15 protein-coding genes and 1 tRNA gene are annotated in these 19,096 nt (G+C 42.4%); 8 read left to right on the top strand and 8 right to left on the bottom strand.

Features of this window, described 5'->3' with window-relative positions; genetic code table 11:
- Window position 1 precedes the first annotated feature (1 nt).
- From B4C48_RS12860 to B4C48_RS12840, 5 genes are all read right to left on the bottom strand, one after another.
- Entirely contained in the window at window positions 2-880 is an 879-nt protein-coding gene (locus tag B4C48_RS12860) for a mitochondrial fission ELM1 family protein (protein ID WP_291357132.1), read from the bottom strand.
- 41 nt (window positions 881-921) lie between these two features.
- Window positions 922-1,665, bottom strand: a complete 744-nt coding sequence (locus tag B4C48_RS12855) for a GT-D fold domain-containing glycosyltransferase (protein ID WP_291357130.1) — start codon at window positions 1,663-1,665, stop codon at window positions 922-924.
- A 127-nt stretch (window positions 1,666-1,792) separates the two neighbouring features.
- Window positions 1,793-2,719, bottom strand: coding sequence for a branched-chain amino acid transaminase (locus B4C48_RS12850; RefSeq protein ID WP_291357128.1), 927 nt, complete (start codon window positions 2,717-2,719; stop codon window positions 1,793-1,795).
- Between the two features lie 18 nt (window positions 2,720-2,737).
- Window positions 2,738-5,497 (bottom strand): bifunctional [glutamate--ammonia ligase]-adenylyl-L-tyrosine phosphorylase/[glutamate--ammonia-ligase] adenylyltransferase, encoded by a 2,760-nt coding sequence (glnE, locus tag B4C48_RS12845; RefSeq protein ID WP_291357126.1) that lies wholly within the window; start codon window positions 5,495-5,497, stop codon window positions 2,738-2,740.
- A gap of 74 nt (window positions 5,498-5,571) precedes the next feature.
- The gene (locus B4C48_RS12840) at window positions 5,572-6,849 is read right to left on the bottom strand and encodes a sensor histidine kinase (protein WP_291357124.1); all 1,278 of its coding nucleotides are present in this window, start codon (window positions 6,847-6,849) and stop codon (window positions 5,572-5,574) included.
- 831 nt (window positions 6,850-7,680) lie between these two features.
- On the opposite strand from B4C48_RS12840, the gene B4C48_RS12835 reads away from it, so the two are divergent.
- A complete protein-coding gene (locus B4C48_RS12835) occupies window positions 7,681-9,912 on the top strand; it encodes an NADP-dependent isocitrate dehydrogenase (RefSeq protein ID WP_291357122.1) in 2,232 nt (743 codons plus the stop codon).
- A gap of 126 nt (window positions 9,913-10,038) precedes the next feature.
- Here B4C48_RS12835 and B4C48_RS12830 read toward each other — a convergent pair whose 3' ends face one another.
- Both B4C48_RS12830 and B4C48_RS12825 read right to left on the bottom strand, forming a co-directional pair.
- Entirely contained in the window at window positions 10,039-10,509 is a 471-nt protein-coding gene (locus B4C48_RS12830) for a hypothetical protein (protein WP_291357120.1), read from the bottom strand.
- A 303-nt stretch (window positions 10,510-10,812) separates the two neighbouring features.
- Window positions 10,813-10,899 (bottom strand) — tRNA-Leu (locus B4C48_RS12825).
- Window positions 10,900-11,093: 194 nt separating this feature from the next.
- On the opposite strand from B4C48_RS12825, the gene queA reads away from it, so the two are divergent.
- The 7 genes from queA to secF all read left to right on the top strand — a co-directional run bounded on the left by queA (window position 11,094) and on the right by secF (window position 18,521).
- On the top strand, window positions 11,094-12,131 hold the full coding sequence (gene queA / locus B4C48_RS12820) for a tRNA preQ1(34) S-adenosylmethionine ribosyltransferase-isomerase QueA (RefSeq protein ID WP_291357118.1): 1,038 nt from the start codon (window positions 11,094-11,096) through the stop codon (window positions 12,129-12,131).
- Window positions 12,132-12,157: 26 nt separating this feature from the next.
- Window positions 12,158-13,186 carry a hypothetical protein gene (locus B4C48_RS12815; RefSeq protein ID WP_291357116.1) on the top strand — a complete coding sequence of 343 codons (1,029 nt, stop codon included), beginning with the start codon at window positions 12,158-12,160 and terminating at the stop codon, window positions 13,184-13,186.
- 28 nt (window positions 13,187-13,214) lie between these two features.
- Window positions 13,215-13,781 carry a LemA family protein gene (locus tag B4C48_RS12810; RefSeq protein WP_291357114.1) on the top strand — a complete coding sequence of 189 codons (567 nt, stop codon included), beginning with the start codon at window positions 13,215-13,217 and terminating at the stop codon, window positions 13,779-13,781.
- Window positions 13,782-14,024: 243 nt separating this feature from the next.
- Complete coding sequence (tgt, locus tag B4C48_RS12805) at window positions 14,025-15,155, top strand: tRNA guanosine(34) transglycosylase Tgt (protein WP_291357112.1); 1,131 nt, start codon at window positions 14,025-14,027, stop codon at window positions 15,153-15,155.
- Window positions 15,156-15,259: 104 nt separating this feature from the next.
- On the top strand, window positions 15,260-15,589 hold the full coding sequence (gene yajC / locus B4C48_RS12800; RefSeq protein WP_086195837.1) for a preprotein translocase subunit YajC: 330 nt from the start codon (window positions 15,260-15,262) through the stop codon (window positions 15,587-15,589).
- 51 nt (window positions 15,590-15,640) lie between these two features.
- Window positions 15,641-17,542, top strand: a complete 1,902-nt coding sequence (gene secD / locus B4C48_RS12795; RefSeq protein ID WP_291357109.1) for a protein translocase subunit SecD — start codon at window positions 15,641-15,643, stop codon at window positions 17,540-17,542.
- Window positions 17,543-17,552: 10 nt separating this feature from the next.
- Window positions 17,553-18,521, top strand: a complete 969-nt coding sequence (secF, locus tag B4C48_RS12790; protein ID WP_291357107.1) for a protein translocase subunit SecF — start codon at window positions 17,553-17,555, stop codon at window positions 18,519-18,521.
- 119 nt (window positions 18,522-18,640) lie between these two features.
- Here the strand turns inward: secF and B4C48_RS12785 are convergent, their stop codons facing one another.
- Window positions 18,641-19,075 carry an excinuclease gene (locus B4C48_RS12785; RefSeq protein WP_291357105.1) on the bottom strand — a complete coding sequence of 145 codons (435 nt, stop codon included), beginning with the start codon at window positions 19,073-19,075 and terminating at the stop codon, window positions 18,641-18,643.
- Window positions 19,076-19,096 lie beyond the last annotated feature (21 nt).

The raw sequence follows: 19,096 nt of genomic DNA, 5'->3' as shown, positions 1-19,096 counted from the left end.
TCTATTTTTTCAATAATATATCAGCAACTCGGGTTGCTTCATTCAGTTTTAAATTCAATAGATTGTGATGTGGTTTATCTGACGATGTCGATAAAAGCTGATCCAACAATGTGGTAATTCTATCAGATTTCAAACGGTCTATCGCAATTATCCCTACCTTACAACCGGCTGTTAAAGCCTCGAAAATCATGGAAACACTGTCTTCCGTGACCCAAACTGCTTCGGCTTGTTGCATCTGCTCAAAGATCCAGCCTTGCGGCGTATCTTCCACCGGGAAAATCTGTAGCTGACTGACATAAGGCTGAGCTGATAAATGTCCAAGAAATTCTTTGGGAGTACGACGTGAAGTGGTTAAAATAATTTCAGCTTGTGGATGGTGCTGCACAATATTCTGAATCACCTCTAACACCTTCTTTTCATTCCACTGATGACGTTTGGATGAGCCACCTAAAGCAACCAAAATCCGATTGGCTTGATGGCGCTGTTCATTGACAATCGGGTTTAAAGCCCCTTGAGTGGTAATCACATGTCTAGATTCAGGTACGCCATCATGTTCAGGAATGATGGTATGGTCAAACCAGGTAAACGGAAAATTCGGCTTCATTAAAATAACCGTTTTCGCCTGTGGATATACTTTCCCCAGCAGCAAGACCTGTGATTGGGTATGACTGCCCACGCCAAAAATATAATCCGGCTTTTTTTCAAACAGTGCCAATTGATGACTCAACATGCCTTTTAACAGCGTGAAAATTGGCAATTGCTGAATGGAGATTTCCTGAAAGGTCACTTCGATATTGCTTATGCGTTGCATGGCTTTATATAAACCGACTGCTTGCGAACGGTGTCCTGCTTTACCATCACTGACGTAGACAATATGCATAGAGAAAAATCCTCATAGATGCTGCTTGAATGGACTGCCAATTAGCCTGCTTTCTGCTGAAAAACCGTATCGTATGAACTAGTGATGTGACCAATATCTAATGCTTGATAGCCCAGGTCGGAAAAACGTTTGGCTAAAACCGTTCCAGTAGGACCTAAAGCAATCAAAATCAAACAGCTTTGCTTAGCAGTATTTTGCACCTCCGCAATAATCCGCTCTGCATCAGCAAACGCATTCGTCGCTTTTGAATAAATTATTTGACGGGCTGAAACATTATCAAACAGCGTATGCTCTAAATTTAGTTTAGAACCCTCACCTGTAATTAAAACAGTTTTACGATTCTGCCAAATTGATTTCCATGCCGGCACTGCCTGTTCGGGATACATGATGAAAAAATCTGGACGTGTCACCATAGAATGTCCGTATGAATGTTCAAAGCTCAGTTTTTGTTTTAAGTCTTTCCAACGTACATACCAAAATTTTAGCCACCAATTGACTTCATCATCATTACAAGCTTTCAATATGGTCGGCAAACAGACTAACAATTTTTCATCTTGGTTTTTTAAAATATTTTCAAGTTCCAATGCGAGTTCAGGATGACATTTCTGGAAATCAATATCATCGCCATCCATTAAAGTGATTTCGCCATCGCCAAAACGTGCTAGTGATTTTCCTTGCGCAACCAACTGTAAAGTTTCTGGCATGGAATACAGTAATTTTTCTTCAAAATATTGCAAATCTGACTGATTTTCAGAAAGCCAGCGCTTTTTATCAAGTTTATACATTCTTTTTTTCATGCGTAGTTTAAATCTACGCATAGCCGACTCAAATGTCATTCAGCACCTGTACAATATCTATTAAATACAAAAAAGGCGAAACTTTCGTTCCGCCTTCTCATCTTAACCGATCAACTTATTTTACGTAAGTTAACCAGTGTGCATATTTAGGATCTTTACCCTGAACTGCATCAAAGAACGCTTTCTGGATTTGTGTCGTAATTGGACCACGACAGCCTTCACCAATGATACGGTCATCATATTCGCGAATTGGCGTCACTTCAGCAGCAGTACCCGTGAAGAATGCTTCATCACCAATATAGAATTCGTCACGGGTGATGCGACGTTCGACCACTTCATAACCCAAGTCTTTAGCAATGGTAATGATGGTTTGACGGGTAATACCATCTAAAGCACCGCCAGCGATATCAGGGGTATGCAATACGCCATCTTTCACCAAGAATACGTTTTCGCCAGAACCTTGGCATACATAACCTTGCGGGTCCATCAACATCGCTTCGTCATAACCCGAATGTGCCACTTCCTGATGCGCAAGAATCGACAAGGTATAGTTACCAGACGCTTTTGCTTTACACATGGTCACGTTTGGATGGTGATGGGTAAATGATGAAGTTTTCACGCGAATACCTTTCGCCATGGCTTCTTCACCCAGGTAAGCACCCCAGCCCCATGCCGCTACAGTCGCATGAATCGTATTATTGGTTGCAGCAATACCGAGTTTTTCTGAACCGATAAAGATAATTGGACGCAAATAGCATGAAGCTAATTTATTTTCACGTACTACATCAATTTGAGCCTGCTCAAGTGCTGCCTGATCAAATGGAACTTTCATTTGATAAATTTTTGCAGAGTTAAGCAAACGTTTTGTATGATCTTGGAGACGGAAAATCGCGGTACCATTTGGTGTTTCATAAGCACGGACACCCTCAAAGACACCCATACTGTAGTGTAATGTATGAGTTAGGACGTGGATTTTCGCCTCACGCCAGTCAACCATTTGTCCATCTTGCCAAATAAAACCATCACGATCAGCCAAGTTCATGGCACACACTCCAAATTTTTATACACAGTCATTTCTATCCAACGCAAAAGTTGCAGTTGGATCAATTAATCTTTGCCATAACTTGCAAACGACCTCTCGGGTATCGTGCCAGTCGTCAGCTGCAACTTGCATGGATTGATTTGCAAGGGCTAAACGGTGGCTCTCGGCTCGTTCACTGAGATAAGCTTGAATCAATGCTGTCGCATCGGCGCTGGATAAGCGATCCGTTTTTGCGGCATCCTCAAGGATTCGTACGTTGTCGGAGTAATGGGCGAGATCAGGATTCGACCCACTCCATGCTAATACCGCATACTGTGCCATAAATTCGATATCAACGATACCTCCTGCATCCTGTTTTAAATGAAAAATCCCATCTTTTTGCTGCTCTTTGGAGGAACCCAGATGTTCTTTCATCTTCTGACGCATTTTTAGCACTTCTGCACGAACATTCGCCTCATCCCGCGGTTGAGTCAAAATACGACAGCGTAAATCTTCAAATTTTTCTCGCAGTGAAGCTTCACCGGCAATCGATCTGGCCCGAACCAGCGCCTGATGTTCCCATACCCAGGCACTTTTTAATTGATATTGTTCAAAGGCTTTCAGGCTTGTCACCAGTAAACCGGCTTCACCGGATGGACGTAAACGGGTATCAATTTCATAGACCCGCCCATCTAAAGTTTGGGTGGTCATCAATGACATGAATTTCTGTGCCACACGCATGGCAAACTCGAAACCGCTAATCGGTTTAATGCCATCTGTATCGCCCTGTTCACTCATATAGTGAATAAACACCAGATCCAGATCGGAACCATAACCCAGTTCAATTCCGCCAACTTTCCCATAACCAATCACGGTAAAAGCAGTATGATCCAGGGCGCAGCGCTGGCCTTCGGCATCCAATGGGAAACCATGTTTTTTCGCCACCATCTGATAAGCCAAATGCAGCGTGGCATTTACTGAAACTTCTGCAATATCGGTTAATGCATCAGATACTTTCATCAGCGGACTTTCTGCCAGTACATCACTGGCGGCCACAGCCAATACATTGGATTTCTTGAATAGGCGCAGAACCCGCATCTGATCTTCAATCTGATCAATCTCGATGCGTAACAATTGCTGACGCAGTGAATCTTCCAGATCCTTGCGTTTTGGCAATTCAAAATCCATTGATAAAAATTCATCCAGCAATACTGGATAATGGGTTAGTTCCTCACAAATCCACGGGCTGACAGTTGCCATCTTCACCAGACGCTGCAGTGCGCCTTTGCTTTCAATCAGCATCACCAGATACACGGTACGACGCATCACCGATTCCACCAACGGCATTAAGCGCAGCAATGCGACTTGCGGTTTATCGGACTGTAAAATCGCTTCAATCAGGTGCGGCCAAAAAGCTTTCAGACGTTGTACCGCTTTCGCCGGTAATTTTTTTAAAGCATGGCCATACCAAAACTCATGTACCAGATTTTTGGCATCTTCATCCAGTACTTCATTCAGCTGTTTTTCAAGCTGAGTAAAACTTTCCACCAGCGGATCAGGCTCTTTTTCTTTAATTAAATGCTCAAACTGATAAATAACTTTGCCGCGTTTTTGATTCAGTACCTCAAGGAAGGCATCCCAGGATTCAAAACCCAAAGTTTCAATAATACGATTTCTTAAATCAGGCTCAGTTGGTAAGGACTGGGTTTGCTGGTCATGTAAAGCCTGAATGGCATGCTCGATACGGCGCAGGAACAGGTAAGCATCCTCCAGTTCAAGCACGGCATTTTGCTCAAGTAGCCCTACTTCTCCCAAATGATGCAGGCTGACCAGACACTGGCGATCCTGCAACTCCAGTTTTGAGCCACCATAAATCAATTGAAAGACTTGAACGATGAATTCGACTTCACGAATTCCGCCTGCACCCAGCTTGATATCATCTTCAATATTTCGGCGTTGTACTTCACGCTCGATCATCGCCTTCATTTCGCGCATGGCTTCAAAGGCGGTGTAATCGACATATTTGCGAAACACAAAGGGACGGGTCATCTCCAGTAACTCATCACCTTCTTTTCCACCGGTGACAATACGAGCTTTAATCCAGGCATAGCGCTCCCACTCACGTCCATGCTGGCTTAAATATTTTTCTAATGCGGCATGACTAATCGCAAGAGCTGAACCATCACCCCAGGGACGCAGACGCATATCAACTCGGAATACAAAACCATCTGCGGTAATATGATCCAGCAGATAAATCAGTTTCTGTCCCCACAGAATACAAAACTGCTGTACATCCAGACATTTACGGCCGTTTGTTTCGCCCTGTTCATCAAAGGCAAAGATCAAATCAATATCACTGGAAAGATTCAGCTCTTGTGCCCCGAGTTTACCCATAGCCACAACAATTAAATCCTGCACGGCACCACCGTATCCTATTGGCTCACCATGCTTGGCCACCAAAGGTACCTGGGCAAAATCTTTAGCCGCGCAAATGGCTGCATCGGCAAAATCGGAAAGCTCACGTGTCAGCGTAACTACATCGGTCAGCCGATTGGCATCCTGCCAGATCCAGCGAAACATCAGACGCGCGCGAAGCACACGGATGGCACGCATCCATGTGTTTTCATCTGCAATCTGCTCTAGCGTGTCATGAACAAAGTTCTGGATTTGAAGCGTGCTTAAAGGAAGAAGAAATTGATCAATTGCATAATCCTGTTCTAATAAAGCGCCGTGTTTCCCCAATACCTGTTCTGCGTATTGGCTCGCTCGCAATGTGTTCTGCAATTGTTCCGCATTCATCTTAAAACCTTCAGCCTGATTTTTTCCTAGTTATAGCAGCTGACAAGAGAGAGTGGAAAAGAAAATTTATTTTTCTATACTTTCACTTTTTCATTCTTGATGATCTGTTCCGGAATTAAGGCTTGATGGGCATTGGTGGCTGCCGGCAAGGTCACATGGAAAATCGTTCCTTCACCTTCCTGAGATTCTACGAAAATTTCGCCATGGTTCAGATCGATAAAGCGTTTACACAACACCAGTCCCAGTCCAGTCCCTTTCTCCCCTGCAGTACCCTTGATACTAGCAGTTACAGATTGCTGGAACAGTTGCTCTATTTGAGCCTGATTCATGCCCAGTCCCGTATCACGGACAGAAATATGCACGTGCGTATCCAATCTGTTCGCAGCAATAATGACTTTACCCGTACCATCGATTGGCGTGAATTTCAGGGCATTTGATACCAGGTTCTGAATCACCGAAGTAATCATGTTGATATCGGCATAAACTTTCATGTCGTCTTCAATCTGGTCAATTAACTGGATATTTTTCTTTAAAGCCAGACTGTTAAGTACATCGCAGACAATTTTAGTCGACTGTTTTAACTCAAAATTAATCGGATGATAAATAAAACGTCCACCTTCAGCCATTGCCCAATTCAGCAGACTTTCCAGCAGGTTATAGGTGGATTGTGCCGTATCATACAAATATTCAGCAATACTCTGTACGCTCGATTCATCCAGTGTTTCACGTTCTTGCGCCAACACCTCGGAAAAACCCAGCAAACCATGAAAAGGTGCTCTCAAGTCGTGGGCAATAATCTGGAAAAACTTGGTCTTGCTGAAGTTGAGTGCCGCTTGCTGCTCGTACATATCTTTAAGTTCGGCATGATCGGCTTTCAATTCAATCACATGGATAAGACTGGTGGTAAAATCATTTACGGCTGCAATATCTTCAGACGCAAAACTTTCCTGTTTTAAATCAAAAAATAGCGCTTGGCCAATGGACACGCCATCACTCATCCGCAGATCGAAAGCCAGATAACGGTTTGCATCTACGCCGAACTCACCAATATGCTGTACCAGATTTGCATATTGTGCATGTTGATGATCAATAAAGGTCTGGCCTTCAAAATAAGGACTTAAACAGGTTTCACCTGGCGAGCAAAATGCCTTAAAACCCTGTCTTGAGGAATACCAGATATAAGGCTCATTATGAAAAGTCAATACCGCCTGATCTGCTCCAAGCATTTTACGGGCAAATTTTAAAAAACGTTCAACCTGATTAGTCGGGGTAAACACACCCAATAATAGTGAAAGCTTACATGCACTAAGCTGCTCAGTTTCTGAGCCTATTTCAAGCAACTGCATTTTCATATTTGATTCATCCAATCACTATTATTGTTGTAAAAAATAATTATTACCTTTTACCTTATTAACAAAATTTCACTATGAACACAATCAATAAAGACATAAATAGATAGAATGTGACATTCTAAGTCATATTTAGCCTAAATTATTTTATCATCCGATTAAAATGTTCAAAATTTAACCAAATAATTAATGTGAATAATAACCTGATTTGTCTCAATGATCACCTTAATTTAATACTATTTAATTTAAAGCGTTCTAAAAAATCAGTCATTTCCGACTTCAACTGAGGTGTATAGCGGTATACAGAACTATAGATAAAATTGTATCCGAATAATGAGAAACATCTATTTCTCAAGAACGATTTTTCTGAGCATATATAAAATTAATTTATAGGTTATTCTGTTATGAATGATTTATTTCCATGATACCCAACATGTTGTAAGTAATTAGTTTACAAATCAGAAAAATAATATGTTTAAATTTTAATCAATATTTTTATTAAAAAATATACAAATAATTGATAAATATAAAATATATTACATTAACACCCAAAATCCCCTGTTGGTCAATTAGATGAGTGTTTGAGCGTTCTAACAGACTGACTACCACGTCTAGATTCGAAATAAAACTAAATTTCACGTAGAATATCGGTATTGGTGAACAACACTGATGTATACAAATTTTCAGCCAAAGATCAGTATGCAAGATCTTGCTGTTTGGCTGAGGTGCAAATAAGCACCGATACTTTTTAATGTTTTATTTAAGCAAACCGGTTCGCGGGACTGAGCCACAAGCTCGGTGCCTGAAAACTCAATCCAAAGCAAGGGGCTACATATGGCTGGTGGAAAGTCAAAAATCATTTACACATTGACCGACGAGGCGCCATTGTTGGCGACCTACTCCCTGCTGCCGATCATTGAGACCTTTACCAAGCCGGCTGGTGTTGAGATTGTTAAAAAAGACATCTCTGTGGCCGTACGTGTGCTTGCAGAATTTAGCGAATTCCTAAGCGACGAGCAAAAGGTACCAAATAACCTAGCAGAGCTTGGCCGTCTCACACAAGATCCTGACACTAATATCATCAAACTCCCAAATATTAGTGCTTCAGTCGGCCAGTTGACAGCGTGTATCAAGGAACTTCAATCGAAAGGCTATGCGCTTCCTGACTACCCGGAAAACCCGGTAACTGAGGAAGAAAAAGCTATTAAAGCACGTTACAGCAAATGTTTAGGTTCTGCTGTAAACCCGGTATTGCGTGAAGGTAACTCTGACCGTCGTGCACCTGCCGCAGTGAAAAACTACGCGAAAAAACACCCGCATTCTATGAGCGAGTGGAAACAGTGGTCACAAACTCACGTTTCTCATATGGACGAAGGTGACTTCTACCATGGTGAAAAGTCTATGACTTTAGACCGCGCGCGTAACGTGAAAATGGAATTGATCACTAAGTCTGGTGAAACCATTGTTCTTAAGCCAAAAGTTGCGCTTCTTGAAGGCGAAATCATTGACTCAATGTTCATGAGCAAAAAAGCGCTTTGCGACTTCTATGAAAAAGAATTAGATGATTGTAAAGAAGCAGGCATCCTGTTCTCTCTACACGTTAAAGCGACCATGATGAAGGTGTCACATCCGATCGTATTCGGTCACTGTGTACGCATTTACTACAAAGAAGCGTTTGAGAAACATGGCAAACTGTTTGATGAATTGGGTATTAACATCAACAACGGTATGGCGGGTCTTTACGAGAAAATCGAAACTTTACCAACTTCGTTGCGTGAAGAAATCATCGAAGATCTACATGCTTGTCAAGAACACCGTCCAGCACTTGCGATGGTTGATTCAGCTAAAGGCATCACTAACTTCCATTCTCCTAACGACGTGATTGTAGATGCTTCTATGCCTGCAATGATCCGTGGTGGCGGTAAAATGTGGGGTGCTGACGGCAAACCTTACGACTGTAAAGCTGTAATGCCTGAATCTACTTTTGCGCGTATTTACCAGGAAATGATCAACTTCTGTAAATGGAATGGTAACTTCGATCCACGTACAATGGGTACTGTACCTAACGTTGGTTTGATGGCACAAAAAGCAGAAGAATACGGTTCACACGACAAGACTTTCGAAATTCCTGAAGCAGGTGTTGCGAACATAACTGACCTAGAAACTGGTGAAGTGTTGATGTCTCAAAATGTGGAAGAAGGCGATATCTGGCGTATGTGTCAGGTGAAAGATGCTCCAATCCGTGACTGGGTGAAACTTGCTGTGACTCGTGCACGTAACTCAGGCATGCCTGCGATCTTCTGGCTTGACCCGTACCGTCCACACGAAAACGAACTGATCAAGAAAGTTGAAAAATACCTGAAAGATCACGACACAACTGGTTTGGATATCCAAATCATGTCACAAGTACGTGCAATGCGTTATACGCTTGAACGTGTTGCTCGTGGCCTGGATACCATTTCAGTAACTGGTAACATCTTGCGTGACTACCTGACTGACTTGTTCCCGATTATGGAACTGGGTACTTCTGCGAAAATGCTGTCTATCGTGCCGTTGATGGCTGGCGGCGGCATGTACGAAACTGGTGCAGGCGGTTCAGCACCTAAACACGTACAGCAATTGGTAGAAGAAAACCACTTGCGTTGGGACTCTTTGGGTGAATTCCTTGCTCTAGCTGTTTCTCTAGAAGAAATGGGCATTAAAGAAAACAATGCTCGTGCGAAACTTCTTGCTCGAACTCTAGATCAGGCAACTGGCAAATTGCTAGACAACGACAAGTCACCTTCTCGTCGTACTGGTGAGCTGGATAACCGTGGCAGCCACTTCTACCTGGCTAAATTCTGGGCTGAAGCGCTTGCTGCACAAGACGAAGATGCTGAGCTTAAAGCGAAGTTTGCTCCTCTTGCGAAAGCACTTGCTGACAATGAAGAGAAAATTGTTGCTGAACTTGCAGAAGTGCAAGGTAAGTCAGTAGACATCGGCGGCTATTACGCTCTTGATCAAGAGAAAGTAAATGCGGTAATGCGTCCAAGCGCTACTTTGAATGCTGCTCTTGCTTCAATCTAAGTTGATACAAAACTGACGGTGTCAGTGATGTAGAAAAAACCGGCGTTTAGGCGCCGGTTTTTTTATGTGTCTTTTTATAACACTCTAATTTTCATTCAAGACTATGAACTAGAATTCAGACCAAATTTAGCTTTCTTGCTTTTTAGGAATACACTCCACTTTTAAATCATCATAAATTTCTATAGCCGCATCAATCGTACGAAATAGAAGACCAGAAATAATGGCAATAATAGTACCAATAACAAGAGTACAGAACCCTCCTGCTACCACCACCCATTCCGACACATCAAATAAAGGAAACCAGCCTATTTTTTTGATCAGAAAGACCAAAATATTATTTAGAGGGATAATAATAATTGAAGACAAATACATCCCAACCAAAATCATTCTTTTCTTTTTATAATTTTCTTTAGAGGAGTGCGCCACAAGAATTATTTTATCATTTTCAATCAATGCTTTTATAAAATGACGTGCAGTAATTAATTTTTTAATAATTATAAAAAAACGTTGCGGAAATTCTTTAATTACATAATCCACTTCTAAATGTCCAATTTTCTCAGAACACACCAATGCTTGTGCAGCGCAATCATTCTCCAATTTATTTTGTCCGAATTATAATAATTATCCAAGTATTGCTTAACAGCTTCCAAGCGATTCAAATAAAATTTCCGCCGATGCATAAAACGCTTAGATTTATCAAGCCAGACTAAAAAAGGCACAACAGCTAGAAATACTGGCAAAATTTTAATTAATAAATCAATCGTTATCATTTTCATAAAAATAAAAAATATTTTAAAAAGAATAACATAAAATCTATCCATGCTTTAAATGCAACTACCCACTTTTCATCAGGCAATAAAAAACCCCAAGACTTAATATGCTTGGGGTTCTTTAGAATTTTGGTCCCGAGGGTCGGACTCGAACCGACACGTCATCTCTGACAGCGGATTTTGAGTCCGCCGCGTCTACCAATTTCACCACCTCGGGAAAGGTGTTGCAAGCTAATCAGCTTGTGGTGGCTATATTACTATCAAACGTGAAATTGTCAATTAGCTAATTTAGTCAATCGCTCACTTTTAAAGCAAAATCAAAAACTTTGTCTTAAAAAGCATCACATATCATCTGTTTTGTCCATTTCAGGCCTATAATGCACAGGTTTTTCTTATTTCTATACATTGAAGATGCAACTTTCCGACTTTAATTTTGATCTCCCTGACGAGCTGATTGCCCGTTACCCGCTTGAAACCCGTAGTGCTTCACGTCTTTTGCATCTAGATGCTCAAGGCCAATATCATGACCATCACTTCACTGATATTCTCGATTTACTCGAACCGGGCGATTTGCTGGTTTTAAATGACACCAAGGTCATGAAAGCGCGCCTGAAAGGTAAACGTGCCACTGGCGGCGCTGTTGAGGTTTTAGTGGAACGCATGATGGACAAGTTCATTGCGCATTGCCACATTAAAGCCAGCAACTCGCCTAAAGAAGGTGCAGAACTGTTTATTGGTCCAGATGAAGTTAAAGTCACTGTTAAAGGCCGTCATGAGAACCTGTTCATTGTCGAGTTTTCTCAGCCGATTTTAAATGTTCTAGATTTATACGGTGCATTGCCAATTCCGCCTTACTTCAACCGTGAAGCTGAATCGATTGATACCGAGCGTTATCAAACTGTCTTTAATGATCCAACTAAAATCGCCAGTGTTGCTGCCCCGACTGCCAGCCTGCATTTTGACGAAGCTTTGTTGAAAAAGCTGGAAGAAAAAGGCATCCAGAAAACCTTTGTAACTTTGCATGTCGGTGCGGGTACCTTCCTGCCGGTTCGTACCACCGATATTGAAAATCATATTATGCACAGTGAATGGTGTGATGTTTCAGATGAATCTATGGCGCTAATCCGCGAAACCAAAGCGCGTGGCAAGAAAGTGATTGCTGTCGGTACCACGGCAACCCGTGCCACTGAAAGCGCTGCACAGGCCAATGGCGGTGAACTAAAAGGCTGGACGGGCGATACCCAAATCTTTATTTACCCAGGTTACGAGTTTAAAGTGGTCGATCGTCTGATTACCAACTTCCATCTTCCTGAATCAACTTTATTGATGCTGGTTTCGGCCCTGTCGAATCGTGATAATATTTTAAATGCCTATCATCATGCTGTAGAAGCCAAGTACCGTTTCTTCAGTTATGGCGATGCCATGTTGATTGATAAAATCACACCTTAATATTTGCCGATAAAAAGAAGCACGCCATGCCGCTCGATACTGTTAAACATTCGATTCATATTCGACGTAAAAAAAATGAACGGGTCTTTAATAATGTTGCGCGGCTTTGGGACATTGGCCGCAAGGCGCAAACGCATCAGGATATTTTAGATGGCCTGCACCCTTGGAATGCCCCGATCGTGCTCAAGTTTGAAAATGTCCTCCCGTTGCTTCTGGCAGCAGCAGGACTTTTTTTTATCCTGCTGATTTTTATCAATCCAGGCAATATCTGGATTCAGATCAGCTTGATCAGCGGTTTTTTTATGATTTTCTGGGCCTATATTAGCTACGAAGAAAGCAAGCCCGTGGATGAAGTCATTGAATATCTGGAACAGCAAACCATTGCCAAAAAATACAATCTCGCCTTCCAGCAGCAGCCGCAACATCTTTCTGTTCCCATGCAACCGGTTTTATTTATTGCTCATTTAAAACGCCTGTTCCCGGTTTTTAATCAGGGCAGTATTTCCAATGACTTTCCCTATTACGCCAGCACCCAATGGACGGATGATGAAGGCAAACAGCATCAGGTCATGGTGTTTCAATATCATTATGTCAATGAAATCCGTATCCGTAATAAAGACGGCAATGAAGTACAGGTCAGCGAAGTACATAAAGATTTATGGGGTGTCTTTGTTTTTGATATCGAAGTACAAGGGTTAGCTGTCACTACAGCTAACAAGGACTTTTATTATCCTTACAGTTTCCCTTGGCATACCAGTGATATACAAATCAATCAAAAACTCAATATTTTTGGCAGCGATGAAATGCAGATGGCGAAACAGCTCACCCCTGCATTTGTGCTGCGACTGGATGAGTTTTTTGCCCAACGTCAGGGCGATTTAATCTTCCATCCCGACAGTCATATCTTATGTTTTTTAGGGCCTGCCGATTTATTTCACATTTCAACACGGGCAAAAAACATTCAAGATATTTCCGCATTACGTGGACACTTACGTACTTTTAAATTACCTTATTTAGAAAGCTTACAGCGTGATTTAACACAATTTTTAAAATAGTAATAATAAATGTTTTGGGGACAAATAAATGGGGCTATTGATTTTTTTATTGTTGATTATTGCCGTGATCGTGGCCTGTATCATGATTCGCAATAATATTGTGCGTCATCATAATGCCTCTATTCGTGCCTGGTCAGATGTGGCAAGCTATGAACGTCAGAAAATTAAAATTCTGGATGGCCTGCAACCTTTGGTGGAACAATATTCCAATTTTGAACAAGGTACTTTGGAAAAAGTCACTGAACTGCGTCAGAATATTTTAAATCTCAATGTAAACAATGCCGATGTTGCCCAGTTACAACGTATCGAAAGCCTCAATAAGGAAGTGATGCGTAGTCTCAATGTGGTGGTAGAGAACTATCCCGAGTTGAAAGCCAATGAAATTTATCTAAAAATGATGAATGAAATTGAAGAGCAGAATGAAAATGTCGGGGCAGCCATTACCATTTTTAACCGTAATGTCGAACTGTTTAATAACAATATTCAGATTTTTCCCAATAACATCGTCAACACCATGTCACTGGGTAAAAAAGCCATTCGTCCCTTCCGCGATCTGGCAGCTACGCAGAATTTTGACTACCGACCGAATTTTTAAATTGTTAATATTAGAATAAATCAAAATATCGGCATGCAGAAAACCATCTTTTCTGTATGCCCATCCGCAGGGCAAGCAGAGCCACTCTTTCAGCTTATTTTCTTCAGCAAAAAAGAATCGAGTTAAAATTCGACAACACTGGCGTTTATGTGCGTAATCAAGGAAAATAGCGAACTTTTAGCGGCGAACTGTTTTTTCGCTCTTGCACTGCACGCAGTGCTTTGCTCTTGTTCAGGATATTTTATGAAGTTTGAGAAATTAGGTCAGTCGGGTCGTGCCCGTCGTGGTCGTTTAACGCTTGAACACGGCGTGGTGGAAACCCCTGTGTTCATGCCTGTCGGTACCTACGGTACAGTCAAAGGCATGCTCCCACGTGATGTTGAAGATATTAAAGCTCAAATTATTTTGGGTAATACTTTCCATCTTTATTTGCGTCCAGGTCTGGACGTGATTCGTGAACACGGCGGCTTGCACGAGTTTATGAAATGGAATAAACCGATTCTGACCGATTCAGGCGGCTTCCAGGTTTTCAGTCTTGGTGCCATGCGCAAAATTAAAGAAGAAGGTGTAACCTTCCGCTCTCCTATTGATGGTTCTAAGGTCTTCTTATCACCTGAAATTTCAATGGATATTCAACATACCCTGAATTCAGACATCGTGATGATTTTTGATGAATGCACACCTTATCCTGCTACGCGTGAAGAAGCACAAAAATCTTTGCAGCTGTCACTACGTTGGGCTAAACGTTGTAAAACCCATCATCATGATGTGTTAAAAAATAAAAATGCCCTGTTCGGGATCATTCAGGGCGGTATGTATGAAGACCTGCGTGATGAGTCACTGGCAGGCTTGAAAGAAATTGACTTTGATGGCTTTGCCATTGGTGGTCTGTCTGTTGGTGAACCGAAAGAAGAAATGATCAAGATTCTGGATCATCTTCCACCGAAAATGCCGGAAGACAAACCGCGTTACCTGATGGGTGTCGGCAAGCCAGAAGATATCGTCGAAGGTATCCGCCGTGGTGTAGACATGTTTGACTGCGTGATGCCAACGCGTAATGCACGTAACGGTCATTATTTTGTGACAGACGGTTTGGTACGTATCCGTAATGCCAAATATCGTCATGACCAACGTCCGCTTGACCCGGATTGTGATTGTTACACTTGCCAGAATTTCACTCGCGCCTATTTATTCCACCTGGAAAAATGCGGTGAAATGCTCGGTTCTATGCTGGGGACTATTCATAACCTGCGTTATTACCAAAGGTTTACACAAGACATTCGTGATGCGTTGGATAATGGTACTTTTGATGAATATGTACAGGATTTTTATGCGCGTCGTGGTCTAGAAGTGCCGCCTTGTCCTGAAGATTAATCCATCAGCATTTGCGCTGAGGAAAAAGACAAGGTAAATTGCAGAGCAAGTCAGTTTATTTATCATGTAGTTGATAATACATTTTTTTAGTTTAGGAAATTGAAATGAGCCTTTTTATTTCTACTGCTCACGCAGCAGGTGAAGCTGCACAACAACCAAGTTTGGTGACTAACCTTTTGATGATTGCGGTTTTTGTCGCAATTTTCTATTTCCTGATCTGGCGCCCTCAAGCAAAACGCGCAAAAGAACACCGTACTCTGGTTGAAAGCCTGGGTGTAGGTAGCGAAGTTGTTTTTGCGGGTGGCTTAATGGGTAAAATCACTAAAATTGAAGGTGATTTTGCAGTGGTTGAATTAAGCCGTGGCGTAGAAGTAAAAATTCAGCGCGCAAGTGTGATTTCAGTTCTTCCTGAAGGCACATTAAATAATCTCTAATCAAAATTAGTCGTGCCCTTGCACGACTTTTTCATTTTAAGAAGAAAACAGATGCGTTACCCAGCATGGAAATATCTGCTGATCATTGTGGTTTTAATGATTAGCACATTATATGCCCTGCCTAGTTTGTACCCCGATGAACCTGCTGTTCAAATTTCGGGTGCCAAAGCTGGTACCCAAATTGATCAAAGCATCGTGCAAAAAGCAGAGCAATTATTACAAAGTGAAAAAATTACAAGCCATGACAACAGCTTTAGCAATAATGCTGCCCTTTTACGTTTAGACTCTTCCGAAGCCCAGTTAAAAGCTAAAGAAGTTTTACGTCGTGGACTTGGCGAAAATTATGTTGTGGCATTAAACCTTGCGCCAACGACTCCAGAATGGCTACAGAAAATTGGTGCCAAACCCATGAAACTGGGTCTGGATTTACGTGGTGGTGTTCACTTCTTGCTGGAAGTGGATATGGACAAGGCAATCAGTCAGCGTATGGAAACATCGGCGACTGATTTGCGTCGTCAACTGCGTGACAACAAACTGAAATTCAACAGCCTGTCTTTGAATAACAATACTATTACCGTACAGTTCGCCAACAACAGCGATCGTGACGCGGTGATGGATTTCTTACGCCGTAATGGTAATGAATTCAATCAGCAAGCTGTTGCATCCGAAACGGGTTCAACCCTGCGTTTGAATTATACCGATGTACGCAAGCAGGAAATTCAGTCTTATGCAGTCAACCAGAACTTAACCACTTTACGTAACCGTATTAACGAGTTAGGTGTAGCGGAAGCATTGGTTCAAACTCAAGGTAGCAACCGTATTGTGGTTGAATTACCAGGGGTGCAAGACACTGCCGAAGCGAAACGTGTATTAGGTCGTACAGCGAACCTGGAATTCCGTATCGTTTCCGATTTGAATGACCAGTATATCGATCCATATACCGGTAAGGCGTCAGGAAAAGCCTTACCGCCAGGTACAGAAGCTTTTGCTTATGAGTCACTGGATAGTGGTCGTGAATTACTGCTTAATCGTAACCGTATTCTGACCGGTGAACGTGTACAAAACGCATCGAGTGGCTTTAGCCAGGATACCGGTGGTGCTGAAGTAAATATTACTTTGGACAGCGCTGGCGGCAAACTGATGGCTGATGCAACCCGTAATGCGGTTGGTAAGCGCATGGCGGTATTGTTCATCGAGAACAAGCAGAAAATCAGTTATGTTCCAGATCCTGTAACCGGTGCGCAAACTGAAGTTCGTACGCCTTATGCAGAATCTGTCATCATTAATGCAGCAACCATTCAGGCAGTATTAGGTTCCCAGTTCCGTATTACCGGTCTGGATTCACCTCAAGAAGCGGCTGAACTTGCCTTGATGCTTCGTGCCGGTGCTTTGGCTGCGCCTATGTACTTCGTTGAAGAACGTGTCGTGGGTCCAAGCCTGGGTCAGGAAAATATTGACAAAGGCGTGTTATCAACTCAAATCGGTTTCATTCTGGTCGCAATCTGGATGGTGGTATTCTTCCGTCTATTCGGTTTAATTGCCAACTTTGCCCTGATTGCCAACCTGGCGATGATCCTGACAGTCATGTCATGGATTGGCGCATCCCTCACCCTTCCGGGTATTGCCGGTATCGTGATTACCATTGGTATGGCGGTCGATGCCAACGTACTGATCTGTGAGCGAATACGGGAAGAAATGAAATGGGGAGCATCGCCCAAACAGGCCATTGTCGCAGGTTATGATCGGGCCTATAACACCATTTTTGACTCGAACTTAACCACTTTCCTGGTTGCGTTCATTCTGTTTGCCATTGGTACCGGCCCGATTAAAGGCTTTGCAGTCACCTTGATGATTGGTATTGTCTGCTCGATGTTTACAGCCATTACTGTAACACGCGCGATCGTACAGCTTATTTATGGCAAAAAACGTAACTTGAAAAAGTTGAGCATTTAGGAGATCGAAGATGACTGATATGACTCAACCGAAAAAGAAATACGGTCGCCCGGATGATGAGCGCATCATAGACTTTATGAAAATTGCCAAACCTGCGGCAATTATCTCTATTCTTTTAACCCTGGCCAGTATCTTTTTTATTGCCACCAAAGGTCTAAACCTCGGTTTGGACTTTACCGGCGGTGTCTCTGCCGAGTTGAACTATAAACAACCTGCCAACCAGGTTGAAGTTATTCAGGCCTTGAGCCAGGCAGGTTTTAAAGATGCTGTGGTGCAAACCCTCGGTAGCAACAAAGACCTTTTGGTTCGTATGCCTGTGCAGGACATTGAAGTAGAAGATCTGAATAACGCCATTACCAAGGCGGCACAATTACCGAACAACCCTGCTGAAGTCCACAAAGTGGATTCTGTCGGTGGACAAGTCGGTAATGAACTTTATGTCCGTTCGGCAGGTGCCGTAGCCTTGGCTTTGCTGTTGATGCTGGTTTACGTGACTATTCGTTTCGAATTCAAGCTGGCGGTAGGCGCAGTGCTTTCGTTATTCCACGATGTCATTGTAACCATTGGTGTTTTTGCCATGATGCAATGGCCGTTTGACTTAACCGTACTGGCTGCCATTCTGGCACTGTTAGGCTTCTCGCTAAACGATAACATCGTGGTTTCTGACCGTATCCGTGAAAATTTCCGTAAGATTCGCGGTGCTACCCCTCGTGAAGTGGTCAATATTTCTTTGACCGAAACTTTACGCCGTACCATTCATACTTCCATGACCTTATTGCTGGTTGTGGTTGCGATGATGTTCCTGGGTGGTGAAGGTTTGCACTGGTTCTCTGTTGCCATGTTTATTGGTGTATTTGTCGGTACTTATTCTTCAATTTATATTGGTACTGCATTTGCCTTATGGCGCGGCCTGAACCGTCAAGACTTTATTGTACAAGTAAAACCTGAATTTGATGAAGAACAGGAAATTCCTAAGTAATTTTTGTTTGGTTTAAATTCTATAAAAAAGCCCATCACATGATGGGCTTTTTTTATCTGACTCAAAAATATAAAAATTATAGCTTCAACTCAATATTTAAAATCAGAGGCGCAGAAAGCTTATAACTTGGCAAGATCGCCTTTTAAAGCCACCCCTGCAACAGCCATACCCTTGGCACACTGGTAAGTCGTCGTGCTTCTTGTTTCATTGGATTTAAAGTAACTGACGATATTGGTGACTGCATTGGCACCCTGCGCTTTTGCCGTATTCTGGAACTGGATTAGAGCTGAACGCAATACATGATCACATGACGTTTCAGCAGATTTGGCAAAACCGTTTGTTTTTTTATTGGTGACCAGACCCTTTTGAATCACTTTACCGCCCGCTCTGGTTCCCGCCAGATAAAACTTAACTGAACCATCCAGTGTTCCATCTGCAACTGCACGATTTACAGCTTCCTGAAAATTGAAGTCATGCATTTGATCTGCAGCCTGAGCTGAAGCGACCCCACCAAAACACAATGCAGCTGTAAGTGTTAATTTTTTCATTAACATGATTTTTACCCTTTTGTTGTT

Source organism: Acinetobacter sp. UBA3106 (assembly GCA_002365595.1).
In the GTDB taxonomy this organism is placed as follows: domain Bacteria; phylum Pseudomonadota; class Gammaproteobacteria; order Pseudomonadales; family Moraxellaceae; genus Acinetobacter.
The sequence above is the reverse complement of the archived record's forward strand: the minus strand, read 5'-3'. Positions and strand labels throughout refer to the sequence as shown.

Bases quoted from the DNA above. Each gene is read 5' to 3' on its own strand.
- B4C48_RS12860 (WP_291357132.1), bottom strand. From the start codon at position 880: ATGCATATTGTCTACGTCAGTGATGGTAAAGCAGGACACCGTTCGCAA.
- B4C48_RS12855 (WP_291357130.1), bottom strand. From the start codon at position 1,665: ATGTATAAACTTGATAAAAAGCGCTGGCTTTCTGAAAATCAGTCAGAT.
- B4C48_RS12850 (WP_291357128.1), bottom strand. From the start codon at position 2,719: ATGAACTTGGCTGATCGTGATGGTTTTATTTGGCAAGATGGACAAATG.
- glnE (WP_291357126.1), bottom strand. From the start codon at position 5,497: ATGAATGCGGAACAATTGCAGAACACATTGCGAGCGAGCCAATACGCA.
- B4C48_RS12840 (WP_291357124.1), bottom strand. From the start codon at position 6,849: ATGAAAATGCAGTTGCTTGAAATAGGCTCAGAAACTGAGCAGCTTAGT.
- B4C48_RS12835 (WP_291357122.1), top strand. From the start codon at position 7,681: ATGGCTGGTGGAAAGTCAAAAATCATTTACACATTGACCGACGAGGCG.
- queA (WP_291357118.1), top strand. From the start codon at position 11,094: ATGCAACTTTCCGACTTTAATTTTGATCTCCCTGACGAGCTGATTGCC.
- B4C48_RS12815 (WP_291357116.1), top strand. From the start codon at position 12,158: ATGCCGCTCGATACTGTTAAACATTCGATTCATATTCGACGTAAAAAA.
- B4C48_RS12810 (WP_291357114.1), top strand. From the start codon at position 13,215: ATGGGGCTATTGATTTTTTTATTGTTGATTATTGCCGTGATCGTGGCC.
- tgt (WP_291357112.1), top strand. From the start codon at position 14,025: ATGAAGTTTGAGAAATTAGGTCAGTCGGGTCGTGCCCGTCGTGGTCGT.
- yajC (WP_086195837.1), top strand. From the start codon at position 15,260: ATGAGCCTTTTTATTTCTACTGCTCACGCAGCAGGTGAAGCTGCACAA.
- secD (WP_291357109.1), top strand. From the start codon at position 15,641: ATGCGTTACCCAGCATGGAAATATCTGCTGATCATTGTGGTTTTAATG.
- secF (WP_291357107.1), top strand. From the start codon at position 17,553: ATGACTGATATGACTCAACCGAAAAAGAAATACGGTCGCCCGGATGAT.
- B4C48_RS12785 (WP_291357105.1), bottom strand. From the start codon at position 19,075: ATGTTAATGAAAAAATTAACACTTACAGCTGCATTGTGTTTTGGTGGG.